This is a genomic window from Paenibacillus sp. FSL H8-0168, assembly GCF_038592955.1.
Lineage (GTDB): Bacteria > Bacillota > Bacilli > Paenibacillales > Paenibacillaceae > Paenibacillus > Paenibacillus polymyxa_B.
The window spans coordinates 5,057,076-5,076,484 of sequence record NZ_CP151948.1; the positions used below are offsets into that span (position 1 = coordinate 5,057,076).

The 19,409-nt window shown below is 45.3% G+C and carries 21 protein-coding genes; all 21 read right to left on the bottom strand.

Translation table 11 applies throughout. From position 1 onward, the window contains the following. Nucleotides 1–66: 66 nt before the first annotated feature. The 21 genes from rplE to rpoB all read right to left on the bottom strand — a co-directional run bounded on the left by rplE (nt 67) and on the right by rpoB (nt 19,148). A complete protein-coding gene (gene rplE, locus MHI21_RS22430) occupies nt 67–612 on the bottom strand; it encodes a 50S ribosomal protein L5 (RefSeq protein WP_007432571.1) in 546 nt (181 codons plus the stop codon). 31 nt (nt 613–643) lie between these two features. After that, nucleotides 644–997, bottom strand: a complete 354-nt coding sequence (gene rplX, locus MHI21_RS22435; RefSeq protein ID WP_013312155.1) for a 50S ribosomal protein L24 — start codon at nt 995–997, stop codon at nt 644–646. 36 nt (nt 998–1,033) lie between these two features. Then, complete coding sequence (rplN, locus tag MHI21_RS22440; protein WP_007432573.1) at nt 1,034–1,402, bottom strand: 50S ribosomal protein L14; 369 nt, start codon at nt 1,400–1,402, stop codon at nt 1,034–1,036. Nucleotides 1,403–1,436: 34 nt separating this feature from the next. Further along, a complete protein-coding gene (rpsQ, locus tag MHI21_RS22445) occupies nt 1,437–1,700 on the bottom strand; it encodes a 30S ribosomal protein S17 (protein ID WP_007432574.1) in 264 nt (87 codons plus the stop codon). Between the two features lie 50 nt (nt 1,701–1,750). Then, nucleotides 1,751–1,948 carry a 50S ribosomal protein L29 gene (rpmC, locus tag MHI21_RS22450; RefSeq protein WP_007432575.1) on the bottom strand — a complete coding sequence of 66 codons (198 nt, stop codon included), beginning with the start codon at nt 1,946–1,948 and terminating at the stop codon, nt 1,751–1,753. Then, on the bottom strand, nt 1,938–2,372 hold the full coding sequence (gene rplP / locus MHI21_RS22455; protein WP_007432576.1) for a 50S ribosomal protein L16: 435 nt from the start codon (nt 2,370–2,372) through the stop codon (nt 1,938–1,940). Before rplP ends, rpmC begins: the two co-directional genes overlap by 11 nt. 2 nt (nt 2,373–2,374) lie before the next feature. After that, nucleotides 2,375–3,040, bottom strand: a complete 666-nt coding sequence (gene rpsC, locus MHI21_RS22460; RefSeq protein ID WP_013312156.1) for a 30S ribosomal protein S3 — start codon at nt 3,038–3,040, stop codon at nt 2,375–2,377. Between the two features lie 13 nt (nt 3,041–3,053). Then, nucleotides 3,054–3,386, bottom strand: a complete 333-nt coding sequence (gene rplV / locus MHI21_RS22465) for a 50S ribosomal protein L22 (RefSeq protein ID WP_013312157.1) — start codon at nt 3,384–3,386, stop codon at nt 3,054–3,056. Between the two features lie 36 nt (nt 3,387–3,422). Continuing rightward, the gene (rpsS, locus tag MHI21_RS22470) at nt 3,423–3,701 is read right to left on the bottom strand and encodes a 30S ribosomal protein S19 (RefSeq protein ID WP_007432579.1); all 279 of its coding nucleotides are present in this window, start codon (nt 3,699–3,701) and stop codon (nt 3,423–3,425) included. A 72-nt stretch (nt 3,702–3,773) separates the two neighbouring features. Continuing rightward, entirely contained in the window at nt 3,774–4,604 is an 831-nt protein-coding gene (gene rplB / locus MHI21_RS22475; RefSeq protein ID WP_013312158.1) for a 50S ribosomal protein L2, read from the bottom strand. A 30-nt stretch (nt 4,605–4,634) separates the two neighbouring features. Further along, nucleotides 4,635–4,925: a 50S ribosomal protein L23 gene (rplW, locus tag MHI21_RS22480; protein ID WP_013312159.1), complete on the bottom strand. Its 291-nt coding sequence runs from the start codon at nt 4,923–4,925 to the stop codon at nt 4,635–4,637. Continuing rightward, nucleotides 4,925–5,548, bottom strand: a complete 624-nt coding sequence (gene rplD, locus MHI21_RS22485) for a 50S ribosomal protein L4 (RefSeq protein ID WP_013312160.1) — start codon at nt 5,546–5,548, stop codon at nt 4,925–4,927. The genes rplW and rplD overlap by 1 nt, the downstream gene beginning before the upstream one ends. A gap of 26 nt (nt 5,549–5,574) precedes the next feature. After that, nucleotides 5,575–6,198, bottom strand: a complete 624-nt coding sequence (gene rplC / locus MHI21_RS22490; RefSeq protein ID WP_013312161.1) for a 50S ribosomal protein L3 — start codon at nt 6,196–6,198, stop codon at nt 5,575–5,577. 32 nt (nt 6,199–6,230) lie between these two features. After that, a complete protein-coding gene (gene rpsJ, locus MHI21_RS22495) occupies nt 6,231–6,539 on the bottom strand; it encodes a 30S ribosomal protein S10 (RefSeq protein WP_005544556.1) in 309 nt (102 codons plus the stop codon). Between the two features lie 339 nt (nt 6,540–6,878). Then, nucleotides 6,879–8,069, bottom strand: coding sequence for an elongation factor Tu (gene tuf, locus MHI21_RS22500; protein ID WP_023990558.1), 1,191 nt, complete (start codon nt 8,067–8,069; stop codon nt 6,879–6,881). Nucleotides 8,070–8,163: 94 nt separating this feature from the next. Then, nucleotides 8,164–10,242, bottom strand: a complete 2,079-nt coding sequence (gene fusA / locus MHI21_RS22505; RefSeq protein WP_029514491.1) for an elongation factor G — start codon at nt 10,240–10,242, stop codon at nt 8,164–8,166. Nucleotides 10,243–10,289: 47 nt separating this feature from the next. Further along, entirely contained in the window at nt 10,290–10,760 is a 471-nt protein-coding gene (gene rpsG, locus MHI21_RS22510) for a 30S ribosomal protein S7 (protein WP_007432586.1), read from the bottom strand. 50 nt (nt 10,761–10,810) lie between these two features. Next, entirely contained in the window at nt 10,811–11,233 is a 423-nt protein-coding gene (gene rpsL, locus MHI21_RS22515) for a 30S ribosomal protein S12 (RefSeq protein WP_007432587.1), read from the bottom strand. Between the two features lie 144 nt (nt 11,234–11,377). After that, complete coding sequence (locus MHI21_RS22520) at nt 11,378–11,629, bottom strand: ribosomal L7Ae/L30e/S12e/Gadd45 family protein (RefSeq protein WP_007432588.1); 252 nt, start codon at nt 11,627–11,629, stop codon at nt 11,378–11,380. 218 nt (nt 11,630–11,847) lie between these two features. Continuing rightward, nucleotides 11,848–15,462 (bottom strand): DNA-directed RNA polymerase subunit beta', encoded by a 3,615-nt coding sequence (gene rpoC / locus MHI21_RS22525; protein WP_029514492.1) that lies wholly within the window; start codon nt 15,460–15,462, stop codon nt 11,848–11,850. 140 nt (nt 15,463–15,602) lie between these two features. Further along, nucleotides 15,603–19,148: a DNA-directed RNA polymerase subunit beta gene (gene rpoB / locus MHI21_RS22530; RefSeq protein ID WP_061831396.1), complete on the bottom strand. Its 3,546-nt coding sequence runs from the start codon at nt 19,146–19,148 to the stop codon at nt 15,603–15,605. Nucleotides 19,149–19,409: the final 261 nt, after the last annotated feature.

Here is a 19,409-nt window from a genome sequence, read left to right on the forward strand (position 1 = left end):
ACCTCCTAAATAGTTTCGGAGAACAGGGTGTCTTTAAAATCAGACGCCCGAAACGTTATGCCAACATTATTTTGCGAAAGGCATGCCCAGCTGAGTCAGAAGCTCACGGGACTCTTCGTCAGTTTTGGCAGTCGTTACGATAACGATGTCCATACCACGAACTTTATCAACTTGATCATACTCGATTTCCGGGAAGATCAACTGTTCTTTCAGACCAAGCGTGTAGTTACCACGTCCGTCAAAAGCTTTTGTCGATACACCATGGAAGTCACGTACGCGAGGAAGAGTAATGTTGAACAATTTGTCCAAGAAATAATACATACGCTCGCCACGAAGTGTTACCTTTACACCGATCGGCATGTTTTCACGCAATTTAAAACCTGCAATAGATTTTTTTGCGCGAGTGATTACTGGTTTTTGACCAGCGATCAGCTGCATGTCGTTGAGAGCTGAATCAAGTACTTTGGAGTTTTGGACTGCGTCGCCAACACCCATGTTGATTACAACTTTCTCGATTTTAGGCACTTGCATCACTGTTGTATAGTTGAACTTCTGCATCAAAGCAGGAGTGATTTCTTTCAAGAAACGTTCTTTCATTCTTGTTGTAGCCATGAATCATATACCTCCTTTCTTCAAAAAATAATTAGTCGATCACTTCGCCAGAACGTTTTGCAATGCGCACTTTTTTTCCGTTGTCCAAAACTTTGTAACCAACACGGGTTACTTTTCCGCTCTTCGGATCAATGTGCATAACGTTGGAAACGTGAATCGGAGCTTCTTTCTCGATGATGCCGCCTTGTGGATTCAGCTGATTAGGCTTTTGGTGTTTTTTAATCATGTTAACACCTTCCACAAGCACACGGTTTTGACGAGGGTAAGCAGCGATAACGCGACCTTTTTTACCTTTATCTTTACCTGTAATCACCAGAACAGTGTCGTCTTTTTTGACGTGCAGCTTGTTGTTATGGGATTCCAGAACTTTTTTCACTTTTGGCATTTCGTACACCTCCTACGGGCACATTTTAAGGTGAGTTTAGATCACTTCCGGAGCCAAGGAAACGATTTTCATGAAGTCCTTGTCACGAAGTTCGCGAGCAACTGGTCCGAAAATACGAGTACCACGTGGACTCTTGTCTTCTTTAACGACCACTGCTGCGTTTTCGTCAAATCCGATGTAGGAACCGTCTTTACGGCGGATAGAACGTTTAGTACGAACAACAACCGCTCTTACTACATCACCCTTTTTGACAACGCCGCCTGGTGTTGCTTGTTTTACGGAACAAACGATCAGGTCACCAATTTGAGCTGTACGACGTCCCGTACCACCGAGCACACGGATACACATCAGTTCCTTCGCGCCGGAATTGTCAGCTACAGTCAAACGTGTAAATGGTTGAATCATTTATTTATCCTCCTTTCGGAAAAACTACACTACATTAGATTATAACAGCTTTTTCAACGATTTCGACCAGTCTCCAGTTTTTGTCTTTGGACAAAGGGCGAGTTTCCATGATTTTAACAGTATCACCAATTTGTGCGGTGTTGTTTTCATCATGAGCTTTGAATTTCTTAGTTACTTTAATGCGTTTATGGTAGAGATCATGTTTTTTGTAAGTTTCTACAGCAATCACAATCGTTTTATCCATTTTGTCGCTGACTACTTTACCGACTAATACTTTACGGGCATTACGTTCGCTCATTGTTGGCCTCCTTCCTAATTACAGGCGGATTTCCCACCCGGTCTGATATCTTAGCTAATCCCAAGTTCTCTTTCACGGATCACAGTTTTAGCACGAGCAATTTCCTTACGCACAGCGCCGATCCGAGTCGGGTTATCAAGCTGACCGGTAGCGAGTTGAAAACGAAGGTTGAAAAGTTCTTCTTTAAAACCGGAGATCTTTTGTTCGATTTCAGCAGTGGTTAGGTTGCGGAATTCACTAGCCTTCATTTGCTTCACCACCCAATTCTTCACGTTTCACAAACTTAGTTTTGATTGGCAGTTTGTGAGCGGCAAGACGCATTGCTTCACGAGCAATCTCTTCCGGAACACCAGCAAGTTCGAACATAATCTTGCCTGGTTTCACTACTGCAACCCATTTTTCTACGTTACCTTTACCACTACCCATACGAACCTCAAGAGGCTTCTGAGTAATTGGTTTGTCAGGGAAAATTTTAATCCAAACCTTACCACCACGTTTGATGTAACGAGTCATCGCAATACGTGCAGCTTCGATTTGACGGTTAGTAATCCATGCAGGTTCAGTAGCTTGCAAACCGTACTCACCAAAGTTCAGTGTAGTACCGCCTTTTGCACGACCCTTCATATGACCACGTTGTTGTTTACGATGTTTTACGCGTTTTGGTACCAACATGATTAGTTGCCTCCTTCCTGAGGAGCTTGTTTCTTAGCTGGAGGAAGAACCTCTCCACGATAGATCCATACTTTTACGCCAAGACGACCGTAAGTAGTATGAGCTTCCGCTGTACCATAGTCAATGTCGGCACGAAGCGTATGCAGTGGAACAGTTCCTTCGCTGTACCCTTCGGAACGAGCGATTTCGGCACCGCCAAGACGTCCGCCTACTTGAGTTTTAATTCCTTTTGCTCCGGAACGCATAGTTCTTTGAATTGCTTGTTTCAAAGCACGACGGAAAGAAACACGACGTTCCAATTGTTGTGCAATGCTTTCAGCAACCAGAATTGCATCCAGTTCAGGATTTTTAATTTCAGAAATATTGATGTGTACCTTTTTACCGCCTGCGATTTTAGTAATTTCATTACGCAGATTTTCAACTTCGGAACCACCCTTACCGATAACCATACCTGGTTTCGCAGTGTGAATCGTTACGTTGACACGGTTAGCTGCTCTCTCGATTTCAACACGGGATACAGCGGAGTCTTTCAATCTTTTTTTCAGATGTTCACGAATTCTAACGTCTTCCAGCAAAAGATCACCGAAATCTTTGCCTGCATACCATTTGGATTCCCAATCACGGATAATACCGATTCGGAGTCCGACGGGATTTACCTTTTGGCCCACACGTTTTCCCTCCTTATTTTTCAGATACCACCAGAGTAATATGACTGGTGCGTTTGTTGATGCGACTTGCACGACCCATTGCACGCGGGCGGAATCGTTTCATTGTAGGACCTTGGTTTACAAAAACCTGAGATACTACCAATTTATTTACGTCCAAAGAGTAGTTGTGATCTGCATTTGCAATCGCAGAATTCAACAATTTCTCAACGACTGGAGAAGCGGACTTTGGAGTGTGACGAAGAATTGCGATCGCCTCACCAACCTGCTTACCGCGAATCAAATCGATAACAAGTTTCACTTTGCGAGCAGAAATCCGTACGGACTTAGCATGTGCTTTTGCTTCCATTGAGTTTACCTCCTCTCAAACACTACGCTGTGTTGATTATCTTCTTGTTTTCTTATCGTCATCCGTATGGCCTTTGTACGTACGTGTTGGAGCAAATTCGCCCAATTTGTGTCCGACCATATCTTCCGTTACGTATACTGGCACGTGTTTACGACCATCGTATACACCAAACGTATGTCCGATAAATTGTGGGAAAATCGTAGAGCGACGGGACCAAGTTTTGATTACCACTTTTTTGTCCGACTCGTTCAAAACCTCTACTTTTTTCAACAGGTAACCATCAATGAATGGTCCTTTTTTGAGACTGCGACCCATTTATGAATCCTCCCTTCGTTAAAACGTAGTCGTTCCTTAATATGTTAACGTGCGACTTAAGCGCACGTTTTATTACTTAGTACGACGACGAACGATGTACTTATCAGATGCTTTACCTTTTTTACGCGTCTTGTAACCAAGGGTTGGTTTACCCCATGGAGACATTGGAGATTTACGTCCGATTGGAGCGCGACCTTCACCACCACCGTGTGGGTGATCGTTAGGGTTCATTACAACACCGCGAACTTCAGGACGTTGTCCCAACCAGCGACTACGACCAGCTTTACCGATTTTCACCAGTTCGTGGTCTTCGTTACCTACAGAACCGATTGTAGCGCGGCAAACTTTCAGAATGCGGCGAACTTCACCAGAAGTCAAACGAATTGTAACATACTTTTCTTCTTTACCAAGAAGTTGGGCTTCCGTACCAGCGGCGCGAACGAGTTGGCCACCTTTACCCGGTTTCAATTCGATGTTGTGGATAACCGTACCTACTGGAATGTTTTCCAACGGCAAGGAGTTACCGATTTTGATATCGGAACCTGCACCGGATACCACTTCGTCTCCTACTTTCAGACCTTTAGGAGCGATGATGTAACGTTTTTCACCATCCACATAGTGGATAAGTGCGATGTTGGACGTACGGTTTGGATCATATTCGATCGTAGCAACGCGGCCCGGTATTCCATCTTTGTTACGTTTGAAGTCAATAATACGGTATTTACGTTTGTGTCCGCCGCCTTGATGACGAACTGTAATTTTACCTTGGTTATTGCGTCCAGCTTGCTTGCTCAGAGGTGCCAGCAACGATTTCTCGGGCTGATTAGTTGTAATCTCCTCGAAAGTAGATACAGACATAGCACGTCTGGCCGGGGACGTTGGTTTATACTTTTTAATTGGCACTGAGTTTCCCTCCTTACTTTACAGTTTCAATTATACCGTTTCAAAAAACTCAAGCGGCTTACTGTCTTTGCTCAGCGTTACGAACGCTTTTTTCCACTCGCTCGTATAGCCGGAATGACGTCCGTAGCGTTTTGGTTTTGCAGGAACACGAAGCGTATTTACGTTACTTACTTTCACGTTAAAAATGGCTTCGATTGCTTTTTTAACTTCGACTTTGTTAGAACGAATGTCAACCTCGAAAACGTATTTCAAGTCATTCATCATACCAGCCGTACGTTCGGTGATAACCGGACGTTTGATAATATCACGAGGATCCTTCATTACGCGAGCACCTCCTCTACCTTCTGAACTGCTTCCTTCGTAATGATCAGTTTGTCGTGTCCGAGCACATCAAGAACATTAATGCCGTCTGCGGCTACAAACTTCACACCAGGAATATTACGAGCGGACAGTGCTACATTATCATCATAGCTAGGAGCTACGATCAATGCTTTACGATCAGCTTTAAGGTTATTCAAAATGGCTGCGAATTCTTTCGTTTTAGGTCCGTTCAGTGTAAGAGCGTCCAATACGATAATTTCATTCTCAATCACTTTGGATGACAACGCCGATTTGATCGCCAGACGACGAACTTTTTTAGGCAATTTGTAAGCATAGCTGCGTGGAGTCGGACCGAATACAGTACCGCCACCAACCCATTGCGGTGCACGAATCGAACCTTGACGAGCGCGGCCAGTACCTTTTTGTTTCCAAGGTTTACGTCCGCCACCACGTACTTCAGAACGTCCTTTTACTTTGTGAGTACCTTGACGCAGGGAAGCCAATTGCATAACAACAGCGTCATGAAGAACGTGCTTATTCGGCTCGATACCGAACACTGCGTCGTTCAATTCAATTTCACCAACTTGGCTGCCGCTAATATTAAATAGTGCTACTTTTGGCATTTCGTGTTCCTCCTTTCTTCAGTTGTTTATTTTTTCACCGTTTCTAATACTTTAACGAAGCTATTTTTAGGTCCTGGAATGGAACCTTTCACGAGCAATACATTACGTTCTGTATCGATCTTAACAACTTCAAGACGTTGGATCGTTACCGTTTCATGCCCCATGTGTCCTGGAAGGTGTTTACCTTTAGGAACGCGGTTAGCTTGAATGGAACCCATAGAACCTGGACCTCTGTGGTAACGCGATCCGTGTGCCATTGGTCCGCGGCTTTGTCCCCAACGTTTGATAACGCCGGCAAAACCTTTACCTTTAGAAATACCTGTTACGTCAACGAACTCGCCTTCTGTGAAGACATCAGCCTTCAGTTCTTGGCCAACCTCGTACGCAGCAAGGTCGATGCCACGAAGTTCACGAACGTAGCGCTTAGGTGCAGTATTTGCTTTTTTCGCATGTCCTGCTTCAGGTTTGTTGGATCTTTTTTCTTTCTTATCAGAGAAACCGAGTTGGATAGCTTCGTATCCATCGTTTTCCAGATCTTTCTTTTGCAGAACAACACAAGGACCTGCTTCGATAACCGTAACAGCAAGTACGTTACCTTCAGGGGTAAACACTTGAGTCATTCCGAGTTTTTTTCCTAAGATACCTTTCATGTTGACACCTCATTTCTTTTCCTAATTACATATTACAATTTAATTTCGATATCTACACCGGACGGCAGGTCCAAGCGCATCAAGGCATCCACAGTTTGTGGAGTCGGGTTAACAATGTCGATCAAACGCTTGTGTGTGCGCATTTCGAACTGCTCCCGAGAATCCTTGTACTTGTGTACCGCACGGAGAATAGTAATAATTTGTTTTTCAGTTGGCAGCGGAATTGGCCCGGATACACCTGCGCCCGAACGTTTAGCTGTTTCAACAATTTTCTCAGCGGATTGATCAAGAATTCTATGATCGTAAGCTTTCAAACGAATACGAATTTTTTGCTTTGCCATTTTAGTCCCTCCTTCTATCGCCCAATTTGGTATCGGACATACTCCGTGAAAATTTTCCGACAGCCCTCCCATGGCAAAGGGGCCGGGTGTGTCAGTAACCTCTCACATCATCGCACAGTCACAAACAACATTAGTTATTATATCGAATAGTTCTGCCTATTGCAAGCAAAAACGAAAAAACAATGCATCTTATTTTCAAAAGATGCAGTTGTGCTCGCAGCTCGCGATTTTCCCCAAGAGAAAAGCCCCCGCACCAGGGCAGGGGCTCGTTTAGCTTCGTTCCAATACAACGTTACTCGTTCCAGTACACTGTTACTCTATTTAAAGGCTAAAGCCTTCTTATTTGGAGATTGTTGCTACGGCACCAGCGCCAACTGTACGTCCACCTTCACGAATAGAGAACTTAGTTCCTTCTTCGATAGCGATCGGGTTGATCAGTTGAACAGTAACCGTGATGTTATCACCAGGCATTACCATTTCAGAACCTTCTGGCAAAGTAATGATACCAGTTACGTCAGTTGTACGGAAGTAGAACTGTGGACGGTAACCAGTGAAGAAAGGTTTGTGACGTCCGCCTTCTTCTTTAGTCAAAACGTAGATTTGAGCAGAAAATTCTGTATGTGGGTTAACAGAACCTGGTTTAGCCAATACTTGACCACGCTCGATTTGTGCACGATCTACACCGCGAAGCAGTGCGCCGATGTTGTCACCAGCTTGAGCGGAATCAAGCAATTTACGGAACATTTCTACGCCTGTTACTACGGATTTACGGGATTCTTCTTGAATACCGATGATTTCGATTTCGTCGCCCACTTTAACTGTACCACGCTCTACACGGCCTGTAGCAACTGTACCACGACCAGTGATGGAGAATACGTCCTCGACAGGCATAAGGAAAGGCTTGTCAGTGTCGCGTTCTGGAGTTGGGATGTAAGTGTCGATTGTTTCGAACATTTCAACGATTTTTTTAGCCCAGTCGCCATCTGGGTTTTGCAGTGCTTCACGAGCGGAACCGCGAGTGATTGGAGTGTCGTCGCCTGGGAAGTCATACTCGCTCAGCAAGTCGCGAACTTCCATTTCAACCAATTCCAGCAACTCTTCGTCTTCAACCATGTCGCATTTGTTCAGGAATACAACGATGTAAGGAACACCAACTTGGCGGGACAACAGGATGTGCTCACGAGTTTGCGGCATTGGGCCGTCAGCTGCGGATACAACCAGGATCGCTCCGTCCATTTGTGCAGCGCCAGTGATCATGTTTTTAACATAGTCGGCGTGACCTGGGCAGTCAACGTGTGCATAGTGACGGTTAGGTGTTTCATATTCCACGTGTGCAGTGGAGATTGTGATACCGCGTTCGCGCTCTTCTGGAGCTTTATCGATTTGATCGAATGCTACAGCAGCACCACCGTAAGTTTTGGACAATACAGTTGTGATTGCAGCAGTCAAAGTAGTTTTACCATGATCGACGTGACCAATAGTACCGATATTAACGTGCGGTTTGTTACGTTCAAACTTAGCCTTTGCCATTTGAACAATTCCTCCTCAATAACTTGTTTTATTTTAGGCTGCCGGATGTCTTTTTGGTAAAACCTTAAGCATACCGGTCAGCTGATACATTGTATTACTCGCCGCCTTTGGTTTTGGCAACGATCTCTTCAGCAATGCTCTTCGGTACTTCTTCATAATGAGAGAGTTCCATGGAGAACACGCCGCGTCCTTGTGTACCGGAGCGAAGTGTAGTCGAGTATCCGAACATTTCGGACAAAGGCACCTTCGCACGAATGATTTGAGCTCCACTGCGGGAATCCATACCTTCAATCCGACCACGACGGGAGTTCAACATACCCATTACGTCACCCATATATTCCTCAGGAACCGTTACTTCAACTTTCATAATCGGCTCGAGCAATACTGGTTTACATTTGTCTTTCGCTGCTTTCAGCGCCATTGATCCGGCAATTTTAAATGCCATTTCATTGGAATCGACATCATGGTATGATCCGTCCACGATTGTAGCTTTAACGTCCACAAGCGGGAAGCCTGCGATAACGCCGTTTTTCATTTGTTCCTCAATACCAGCAAGAGCAGGAGCGATGTACTCTCTAGGAACAGAGCCGCCGACTACCTTACTTTCGAATTGACTACCAGTACCTGGCTCGAGCGGTTCGAACTCAACCCATACGTGACCATATTGACCACGACCACCGGACTGACGAACGAATTTACCTTCGACACGTGCTGGAGCACGGAACGTTTCACGGTAAGCAACCTGGGGTTTACCCACATTTGTTTCTACCTTGAACTCACGACGCATACGGTCAATGATGATGTCCAAGTGAAGCTCACCCATACCCGCCAAGATGGTTTGACCTGTTTCTTCGTTAGTATGAGCACGAAGAGTTGGATCCTCTTCAGTCAACTTACCGAGAGCTACAGACATTTTATCTTGGTCAGCTTTGGTTTTAGGCTCAACCGCGATTTCGATAACCGGATCAGGGAAGTTCATGGACTCGAGAATAACAGGACTCTTCTCATCACACAGTGTATCACCTGTACCTGTATCTTTCAAACCTACGGCAGCCGCAATATCACCAGAGTAAACTACAGTGATTTCTTGACGACTGTTCGCATGCATTTGAAGAATACGTCCGATACGTTCGCGTTTACCTTTTGTTGCATTCAATACGTAAGAACCGGATTGAAGAACACCGGAGTATACGCGGAAGAATGTCAACTTACCAACGTAAGGATCCGTCATGATTTTGAATGCCAATGCGGAGAATGGCTCTTCATCGGAAGAGTGACGTTCAACTTCCGTACCGTCTTCCAAATGCCCTTGAATACTTGGCACATCAATAGGAGCCGGCAAATAGTCGAGAACAGCATCCAACATCAGCTGAACACCTTTATTGCGGTAAGAAGATCCACAGATAACTGGGAAGATTTTAACTTCTACAACACCTTTACGGAGAGCGGCTTTAATTTCGGCAACCGAAATTTCTTCGCCTTCCAGGTATTTCATTGTCAATTCTTCGTCCAGTTCAGCAACCTTCTCGATCAATTCATTACGAAGTTCTTCAACTTGATCTTTGAATTCCGCAGGAACTTCTACTTCTTCGATATCTTGACCAAGATCATCTTTGTACATATGAGCTTTTTGTTCAACGATATCGATAATACCAGTAAAATCATTTTCTGCGCCGATTGGCAATTGAATCGCAACTGCGTTCGCTTGAAGGCGATCACGCATGTCAGAGACAACATTCAGGAAGTCGGCACCAATGATATCCATTTTGTTTACATATGCGATCCGTGGAACGCCGTAGCGATCAGCCTGTCTCCACACGGTTTCGGACTGAGGCTCAACGCCTTCTTTCGCACTGAAAACACCAACTGCTCCGTCCAATACACGAAGGGAACGTTCAACTTCAACAGTGAAGTCAACGTGCCCCGGGGTGTCGATGATATTGACGCGGTGACCTTTCCAGGCAGCGGTCGTCGCAGCGGAAGTAATCGTGATTCCGCGCTCTTGTTCTTGTTCCATCCAGTCCATTGTCGCAGCGCCTTCGTGAACTTCACCGATTTTGTGCGTACGGCCTGTGTAGAACAAGATCCGCTCTGTTGTTGTGGTTTTACCCGCGTCAATATGAGCCATGATCCCGATATTACGTGTATTTTTCAAGGAGAACTCTCTTGCCATGAAATGGGTCTCCCTTCAAAATTGAAGTTATTTTTTTGAGCTGAATCCTACCAACGATAGTGAGCAAACGCTTTGTTCGCTTCAGCCATTTTGTGCGTGTCTTCACGTTTTTTCACGGAAGCGCCTGTGTTGTTGGAAGCATCAATAATTTCAGCCGCCAAACGCTCTTCCATTGTTTTCTCACCGCGGTTGCGGGAGTAGTTTACGAGCCAACGTAATCCCAGGGACGTACGTCTTTCTGGTTTTACCTCGATTGGTACTTGGTAGTTGGCACCGCCGACACGGCGTGCTTTAACTTCCAGGACTGGCATGATATTCTTGATAGCTGCTTCAAAAACTTCCATCGGGTCATTCCCCGTACGTTCTTGGATAAGCTTGAACGCATTGTACAGAATGCTTTGAGCAACGCCTCGTTTTCCGTCGAGCATGATGCGGTTGATCAAGCGGGTAACCAACTTGCTGTTGTATACCGGATCTGGCAACACGTCTCTTTTGGTAACTGGACCTTTGCGTGGCATGGATATCCCCCTTTCTTACATGTTAAACCGACATACGCGGTTTATATTCATTAGGATTTTTTAGCTTTAGGGCGTTTTGCGCCGTATTTGGAACGAGCTTGCATGCGGTTGTTTACGCCTGCAGTATCCAAAGCACCGCGAACGATGTGGTAACGCACACCCGGAAGGTCTTTTACACGACCGCCGCGAATCAGCACTACGCTGTGTTCTTGAAGGTTATGTCCAATACCTGGAATGTAAGCAGTCACCTCTACACGGTTCGTCAAGCGAACACGAGCATATTTACGAAGTGCGGAGTTTGGTTTTTTCGGAGTCATAGTACCTACACGAGTGCACACTCCGCGTTTTTGCGGGGCACTGATGTCGGTAGCTTCACGTTTCAAGGCATTAAAACCTTTTTGCAAAGCCGGTGATTTCGATTTCTCGATTTTGGCTTGACGTCCTTTACGAACCAGTTGGTTAATAGTTGGCATGTTGGTTGCCACCCCCTTCCTCAATTTTTGCTGTTACTTTACAAACCTTATCTAAGCCCACAGACCCAGGCGGTTCATAAAAGAACAAATGAAAAGTCTTTGCCGCCAAGAATAACAATTCCTTAGACAAAAACGTTCCTTACCCTATTGTTTTACGATAGCAGCCATTGCGGCTCCCACTTCAATCCCACATGCAGCTCCGAGATTTTTCATTGTGTCTACGAGAGTCACTTTGACTCCTTGCTTGTTGCACAAAGCAATGATGTTGGAAGTGAGACGCTGATCTGCGTCTTCTGCCACATATACTTCTGAGGCAAAGCCCAATTCTACCATACGAATGGTTTGTTTGGTACCGATTTTGACATGAGCATCTTGCAGTCCTTGTTCTTTAGACATATCTCATTCCTCCGAAAAGACCCAATAGCATATAGGCTGCTCACGCACCTTTGCTATATTAGCATTGACTATAAGTAATGTCAAGACAATTATAAACTATAATTCATTTAAACAGAATAGAACGTTTCATTTTTTAAAAAAGCACCGGAGCACCGTCTGCTGTAGCTTTTATGCAAAGCCTATGTCTACGGTGTTCCGGCAATCATACTATTTTTATATTACTCGGCCGAAATTGGTTCGAGCTCCTCAGATGGAGACTGCCCCTCTTCCGGTTGGGCAAATTTCACGCTACGGTAACGGTTCATACCTGTTCCCGCAGGAATCAATTTACCAATAATTACGTTCTCTTTCAGTCCAAGCAACTGATCGACCTTGCCTTTAATAGCTGCATCAGTCAGGACACGAGTAGTTTCCTGGAAGGATGCTGCTGACAAGAAGGAGTCAGTTTCCAGAGATGCCTTGGTAATACCGAGCAGTACCGGCTTGGCTACCGCTGGTTCTTGGCCGCTGAGAATCGCTATCTTGTTTGCATTTTCATACTCATGGACATCAACAAAGGAGCCTGGAAGTAAGATCGTGTCGCCCGCATCAATGATACGGATTTTACGCAACATTTGACGAATCATAACTTCTACGTGCTTGTCGTTGATTTCTACGCCCTGGTTCCGGTATACGCGTTGAACTTCCTGAAGGATATAGTTCTGTACCCCGCGAATACCTTTAATACGTAGCATTTCTTTAGGATCAATCGAACCATCTGTCAGTTCGTCCCCAGCTTCAACAGTCATACCTTCGCTTACGCGCAGGCGGGAACCATACGTTACTGAGTATGTTTTCGTTTCGGCTTCACCCTGAATGTCGATCTCACGGCGGTCTTTACCTTCACGAACTTCTTTAACTGTACCGTCAATTTCACTAATAGTTGCCTGGCCTTTAGGATTACGTGCTTCAAAAAGCTCCTGGATACGAGGCAAACCTTGTGTAATATCGTCACCCGCTACGCCGCCTGTGTGGAACGTACGCATAGTAAGCTGTGTTCCTGGCTCACCGATGGATTGTGCAGCGATGATACCAACTGCTTCACCAATCTCAACGTGTTTACCAGTAGCCAGATTGCGACCGTAACATTTCTTGCAGACGCCATGTTTAGCACGGCAACTTAGTACAGAACGAATCTGAACTTTGTGTACACCAGCTTTAACAATCGCTTCGGCTTTATCGGAGTCAATCAATTCGTTACGTCTAGCCAAAATCTCACCAGTCTCAGGATGACGTACCGTTTCAAAGCAATAGCGACCTTCCAGACGGTCATAGAGATCCTCAATTACTTCTTTACCGTCCTGGATACGGCTTACTGTGAAGCCTTTATCCGTTCCGCAGTCTTCTTCACGCACGATAACATCCTGCGCCACATCTACGAGACGACGAGTCAGGTAACCGGAGTCAGCCGTACGAAGGGCTGTATCCGCCAAACCTTTACGCGCTCCGTGAGTGGAGATGAAGTACTCGAGTACTGTCAGACCTTCACGGAAGTTTGATTTGATTGGGAGTTCGATAATACGTCCGGATGGATTGGCCATCAGACCACGCATACCGCCGAGCTGAGTAATCTGTGATTTGTTACCCCGCGCTTTGGAGTCCACCATCATCATGATGGAGTTGTAGCGATCCATGGACTTCATCAATACTTCGGTAATATCATCTTTCGCTTTAGACCAAATGTCGATAATCCGGTCATAGCGTTCTTCATTCGTAATTAGACCACGACGATACTGATTCGTCACAACTTGCGCTTTATCTTCGGATCCCTTAAGAATCTCTTGTTTTTCCACCGGCACGATTACGTCCGATACAGCAACAGTTACCCCTGCACGAGTGGAATACGTAAAGCCAAGCTGCTTGATTTTATCCAGAATTACAGCTGTTTCTGTTGTATGGTAAGTCTCAAAGCAACGGGCAATGATATTACCAAGGTAATCCTTGCCTACCCCACTAGCTTGCGGAGCGTTTTGAATGGCTTCTGTAAGATTTACACCCTTCTCGTAAACAAAGAACTCCTCCGCAGTACCATAAAGCAGGTTCGCACGGGTAGCATCATTGATGTACGGGAAGCTTGCCGGGAAAATTTCATTAAAGATAATTTTACCAACCGTTGTGATCAACATCGCTTCCTGTTGTTTTTCCGTAAAGCTCGTTTTATTCAAAGCTTTAACCGGAATAGCTACACGAGCATGAAGTCCAGCTGTACCACGTTGGTAAGCCGATATAGCTTCATTCATGTTGCGAAGGATCATATTGCTTCCTTCTTCTTCTTTGTTATCCATAGTCAGATAGAAAGAACCAAGAACCATATCCTGGGAAGGTGTAACAACTGGCTTGCCGTCTTTCGGATTCAAAATGTTCCCGGATGCTAGCATAAGCAAACGAGCTTCAGCTTGGGCTTCCGCAGACAACGGAACGTGAACAGCCATTTGGTCACCGTCAAAGTCGGCATTATATGCAGTACATACGAGCGGATGCAGACGAATTGCACGGCCTTCAACCAAAATCGGTTCGAACGCCTGGATACCGAGTCTATGCAGCGTAGGGGCACGGTTCAGAAGAACTGGATGCTCCTTGATTACTTCTTCCAGGACATCCCATACTTCTGCACTCACACGCTCTACTTTACGCTTCGCGCTCTTGATATTGTGCGCCAAACCTTTATTCACCAGTTCCTTCATAACAAAAGGTTTGAACAGTTCCAGTGCCATTTCTTTTGGCAAACCGCATTGATACATTTTCAAGTACGGGCCTACAACGATAACGGAACGACCAGAGTAGTCAACACGTTTTCCGAGCAAGTTCTGACGGAAACGTCCTTGTTTACCTTTCAGCATGTGGCTGAGGGATTTCAAAGGACGGTTACCTGGACCTGTAACAGGACGACCACGACGACCATTATCAATCAAGGCGTCAACAGCTTCCTGCAACATCCGTTTTTCATTTTGCACGATAATATCTGGCGCACCTAGATCTAACAAACGTTTCAGACGGTTATTACGGTTAATAACACGACGATACAAGTCGTTAAGGTCAGAAGTAGCGAAACGACCACCATCCAACTGTACCATTGGACGAAGCTCAGGAGGAATAACAGGAAGTACGTCCATGATCATCCAATCCGGTTGGTTGCCGGAGTTACGGAATGCCTCAATAACTTCAAGGCGTTTGATCGCACGGTTACGACGTTGTCCTTGAGCTGTACGCAGCTCTTCTTTCAAGAATTCTAACTCTTTATCTATATCCAAATCTTGAAGAAGCTTTTTAACCGCTTCAGCACCCATACCTGCCTGGAAGCCATAGCCGTATTTCTCACGGTAGCTACGGTATTCTTTCTCAGACAGGAGTTGCTTTTTCTCCAAAGGCGTATCTCCTGGATCGGTTACAACATAAGATGCGAAGTAAATGATCTCTTCAAGAGATCTTGGAGACATATCAAGAGCAAGACCCATACGACTTGGAATGCCTTTAAAGTACCAAATGTGCGATACAGGAGCAGCCAACTCAATATGGCCCATACGCTCACGGCGAACCTTAGCGCGAGTAACCTCTACTCCACAACGGTCACAGACAACACCTTTATAGCGTACACGTTTGTACTTACCGCAATGACATTCCCAGTCTTTCGTAGGTCCGAAAATTTTCTCGCAAAATAGTCCTTCTTTTTCCGGTTTAAGCGTACGATAGTTAATCGTCTCCGGTTTTTTGACTTCTCCGCGGGACCAAGAACGAATCTTTTCGGGGGAAGCAAGCCCGATTTTCATATATTCGAAATTGTTAACGTCCAACAAGGAGCAACCCTCCTTAACCAAATCCTGAGTTTTTAGGTTTGATACCGCCCAGCAGCACCGGGCGGTATCAAGAAACCTGATCCATCCTAGAATGGATCAAGGTATATAACAAAGCTGATATGAGTCAGTCAGCAGTCAAACTACTCTACGCCAACCTCAGAGCCTTCCAGATTCAAACTCAGCTTATCGCCGGTTGTGTCATCCTCATCATCAAGCTCTCTCATTTCGATCTCTTGTTCGTCTTCAGACAGAATCTTCACGTCCATACCCAAGCTTTGCAGCTCTTTGATCAAGACCTTAAATGATTCTGGAACACCCGGTTCAGGTACATTTTCACCTTTGACAATGGATTCGTAAGTTTTAACACGTCCAACCACATCATCAGATTTCACAGTCAAAATTTCCTGAAGCGTGTACGCCGCGCCGTAGGCTTCCAATGCCCATACTTCCATCTCCCCGAAGCGCTGTCCACCGAATTGAGCTTTACCACCCAATGGTTGTTGCGTAACGAGAGAGTAAGGACCTGTAGAACGAGCATGGATTTTATCATCGACCATGTGCGCCAGTTTGATCATGTGCATGACACCGACAGTAACTTCACGTTCAAAACGATCACCCGTACGTCCGTCATACAACACAGTCTTACCATTACGTTGCATGCCTGCCTCTTCCATTGTATCGAATACGTCATATTCCTTGGCACCATCGAATACTGGAGTTGCCACATGAATACCAAGACGCATTGCAGCCATACCCAGATGGACTTCAAGCACCTGTCCGATGTTCATCCGTGAAGGTACGCCCAGCGGGTTCAGAACGACCTGTACTGGTGTGCCATCCGGCAGGAACGGCATATCTTCTTCAGGCAGAATACGGGCAACGACACCCTTGTTACCGTGACGTCCAGCCATTTTATCGCCTTCGGAGATTTTACGTTTTTGAGCAATATATACTCGAACCAACTGATTTACACCTGGTGGCAGTTCATCGCCATTTTCACGTGTAAATACCTTTACATCTACAACAATCCCGTCTGTTCCGTGAGGAACTCTCAAAGAAGTATCGCGAACCTCGCGTGCCTTCTCACCAAAGATTGCGTGTAAGAGACGTTCTTCAGCTGTCAATTCAGTCACACCTTTAGGTGTTACTTTACCAACGAGAATGTCACCTGCGCCAATTTCAGCACCAATACGTATGATTCCACGCTCATCCAAGTTGCGAAGCGCTTCTTCACCGACATTTGGAATGTCGCGAGTGATTTCTTCAGGTCCAAGCTTCGTGTCACGAGCCTCGGATTCGTATTCCTCAATATGGATTGAGGTGTATACATCTTCCTTAACCAGTTTCTCACTCAGCAAGATCGCATCCTCGTAGTTGTAACCTTCCCAAGTCATGAAGGCAACGACAACGTTACGTCCCAACGCCAACTCACCCATCTCTGTAGATGGACCATCCGCAAGAATATCGCCAACTTTGACAATATCTCCTCTGTTCACAATCGGACGTTGGTTGATGCAAGTTCCTTGGTTAGATCGCATAAATTTGTGTAATTTATACTTAACAATGTCGCCCTTCACTTCAGCGCCATCTACAGTTTCGATACGACGCAACCAAATTTCGTTAGCCGAAGAACGTTCGATAACTCCGTTGTATTTAGATACAACGCAAACACCGGAATCTTTTGCAGACTTGTGCTCCATTCCTGTTCCGACCAATGGAGACTTCGGAATCAGAAGCGGGACAGCCTGACGCTGCATGTTGGAACCCATCAATGCGCGGTTAGAGTCATCATTCTCCAAGAACGGAATCAGTGCAGTCGCGACCGATACGACCTGTTTAGGCGATACGTCCATGTAATCGACACGGCTACTAGCCATCGGAATAATGTTATCAGACTGTTTGTTATAACGGACAATGACAACCTCATCCTTAAAGGTGTTTTCCTCCGTCAATTCCGCATTCGCCTGAGCTACAATGTAGTTATCTTCTTCATCAGCAGTCAGGTAATCAATCTGGTCTGTAACTTTTCCGGTTTTTGGATCTACCCAACGATAAGGAGCTTCGATAAATCCATACTCGTTAATGCGTGCAAAAGTGGACAAAGAGTTGATCAAACCAATGTTTGGTCCCTCTGGTGTCTCGATAGGACACATACGGCCGTAGTGACTCGGATGGACGTCACGCACTTCCATGCCCGCGCGTTCGCGCGTCAAACCGCCGGGTCCGAGTGCGGACAGACGACGTTTGTGCGTTAATTCAGCAAGCGGATTCGTCTGATCCATAAACTGAGACAGCTGCGAGCTACCAAAGAACTCTTTAATCGAAGCAATTACTGGACGTATGTTAATCAATGCCTGTGGCGTAATTACATTAGCATCCTGAATCGACATTCTTTCGCGCACTACGCGTTCCATACGGGACAAACCGATACGGAACTGGTTTTGGAGCAACTCACCTACAGAACGCAAACGACGGTTACCCAAATGGTCAATATCGTCCGTACTTCCGATTCCGTGAAGCAAGTTAATAAAATAACTGATGGAGGAAATAATATCGGCAGGCGTAATATTCTTAACCGATTTATCAATATTTCCGTTAGCAATCAGTTTGACTACTTTACCGTCCTCAATTGGTGAGAATACATCGATCGTCTGAAGTGGAATATCATTACTTTCTAACACACCACTAGCAACATGATACGTACGATGTCCTACTGATTCCTCGAGCTGGGCCAAAATCTCGTCCAACAGGCGGCGATCCACCATTTGACCAGCTTCAGCGATGATTTCACCAGTTGTTGTATCAATCAAAGTCTCAGCAAGTCGTTGATTGAACAAACGGTTTTTGATGTGAAGCTTTTTATTGATTTTGTAACGGCCTACGTTGGCCAGATCATAACGTTTAGGATCAAAGAAGCGCGCAACTAGCAAGCTCTTTGCGTTATCCAGTGTAGGCGGCTCACCCGGACGAAGACGCTCATAAATTTCAATCAGCGCTTTCTCGGTGGAATCCGTGTTGTCTTTATCAAGTGTGTTGCGGATATATTCGTCATTGCCGAGCAAATCCAGAATCTCAGCATCAGTGCCAAAGCCCAGCGCACGCAGCAACACCGTAACCGGAATTTTACGGGTACGGTCAATCCGGACATAGATAATATCCTTCGCATCCATCTCCAGTTCGAGCCAAGCCCCCCGGTTAGGAATTACCGTTGCGGTGTATGTTGTTTTCGCATTCTTGTCGACTTTTGTGCTGAAATAGACGCTGGGAGAGCGAACCAACTGGCTGACAATAACCCGTTCCGCACCGTTAATAATAAACGTACCCGTTTCAGTCATCAGCGGGAAGTCTCCCATGAATACTTCCTGCTCTTTCACTTCCCCGGTTTCTTTATTAATAAGCCGGACTTTTACCCGAAGCGGTGCTGCATACGTAACGTCGCGTTCCTTTGCGTCGTCAACGGTATATTTGGGTTCTCCGAGAGAATAGTCGATAAACTCCAAAATCAAATTTCCAGTGAAATCCTGAATTGGAGAAATATCCCGAAACATTTCCCGTAATCCTTCCTCCAAAAACCAATCATAGGATTTTTGTTGGATCTCAATCAGGTTCGGAACCTCGAGTACCTCATTAATACGTGCATAACTGCGCCGAGTGCGTCGACCATATTGAACAAGATGTCCTGCCAACTTAAACTCACCCCTCATGTCTACTCACTTTAAAAATACATTGCGAACCTCTGTTTGTGACCTTATAATAAGACACATACAGAAGATTCAATCTTACAAATACAGAAAAGCCCTTACTCGAATGCATTCGAAAAAAGAGCACCGTATCTGCAGAATCCTCTTACCGGAAGATCTTCATCACTTGTAGATTTGCCCAAAATGGTTGTATTATACGTAATAGAGATAAATACTATACCTACTACGCATAAATCTATTGACATT